This is a genomic window from Dactylosporangium sp. NPDC051087 (assembly GCF_055586325.1).
Genome location: NZ_JBVJIJ010000092.1, coordinates 1 through 1562, shown reverse-complemented (window position 1 = coordinate 1562; position 1562 = coordinate 1). Strand labels below are relative to the sequence as shown.

1 protein-coding gene is annotated in these 1562 nt (G+C 71.1%); it reads left to right on the top strand.

Translation table 11 applies throughout. The annotated features are described in order from the left end of the window. Positions 1-1562: phosphoketolase family protein (locus ACZ6TV_RS55195; protein ID WP_465309784.1), on the top strand; the 1562-nt coding region annotated here is incomplete at both ends.

Below are 1562 nucleotides of genomic sequence, written 5' to 3'. Positions count from 1 at the left end.
TGGTGGCGGGCGAACAACTACCTCACCGTCGGCCAGATCTACCTGCAGGGCAATCCGCTGCTTCGCCGCCCGCTCACGCCGCAGGACATCAAGCCCCGCCTGCTCGGCCACTGGGGCACCAGCCCCGGCCTGTCGCTGATCTACGCGCACGTGTCCAGGCTGATCCGGCTCACCGGCCAGGAGGCGATCTACCTCGCCGGCCCCGGCCACGGCGGCCCCGCACTCGTCGCGGCCGGCTACCTGGAAGGCACCTACAGCGAGATCTACCCGGCGGTGTCCCAGGACGAGGAGGGGCTGCTGCGGCTCTTCCGGCAGTTCTCCAGCCCCGGCGGCATCCCCAGCCACGTCTCCGTCACCACACCCGGCTCCATCCACGAGGGCGGCGAGCTCGGCTACGTCCTCGTCCACGCGTTCGGCTCCGTCATGGACAACCCGGACCTGCTGACCGTGGCGGTCGTCGGCGACGGCGAGGCCGAGACCGGCCCCCTGGAGGGCTCCTGGAAGGGCGTCTCGTTCATCAACCCGGTCCGCGACGGCGCCGTCCTGCCGATCCTGCACCTCAACGACGCGAAGATCGCCGGGCCGACAGTCCTGGGCCGCAAGGACCCGGCCGAGGTCCGTTCCCTCTTCGAAGGCCACGGCTACGAGGTCCTCGAGGTCGGCGGCGACGACCTGCCCGGCATGCACCACCGCTTCGCCGCCACCCTCGCCGAGGCGTGGGGGAAGATCCGGGCGATCCAGCGCTCCGCCCGCGACGGCGACCGGGACGGCACCCGCCCGCGCTGGCCGATGATCATCCTGCGCTCGCCGAAAGGCTGGACCGGACCCGAGCAGGTCGACGGCATCCAGGTGACCGGCACGTGGCGCTCACACCAGGTGCCGCTGTCCGGCGTCAAGGACAACCCCGGGCACCTGGCGATCCTGGAGCAGTGGCTGCGGTCCTACCGCCCGGACGAGCTCTTCGACGCTGACGGCGCGCCGGTCGACCTGGTCCGCGGCCTGGCACCCGAGGGCGACCTGCGGATGAGCGCCAGCCCGCACGCCAACGGCGGCCTGCTCACCCGCGACCTGGACATCCCCGACTTCCGCAAGTACAGCATCGACGTCACAGAGCCCGGCACCGAGCACGCCGAGTCGACCCGGCGGCTCGGCGAGCTCCTGCGCGACATCTACAGCAGCAACCCCGACAGGTTCCGGCTGTTCTGCCCCGACGAGACCAACAGCAACCGGCTCGGCGCCGTCTTCGAGGTCTCCGACCGCGCGTTCATGGAACGGGTCACCGACACCGACGTCGCGCTCGGCCACGACGGGCGGGTCATGGAGGTGCTCTCCGAGCACAACTGCCACGGCTGGCTGGAGGGCTACACCCTCACCGGCCGGCACGGCATGTTCGCCACCTACGAGGCGTTCGCGATGGTGTCCGCGTCGCAGACCGTCCAGCACGGCAAGTGGCTGCAGGAGGCGAAGCGGCTGGACTGGCGGGCGAAGGTGCCCAGCCTCAACGTCCTGCTCACCTCCACCGCCTGGCGCAACGACCACAACGGCTTCTCCCACCAGGGGCC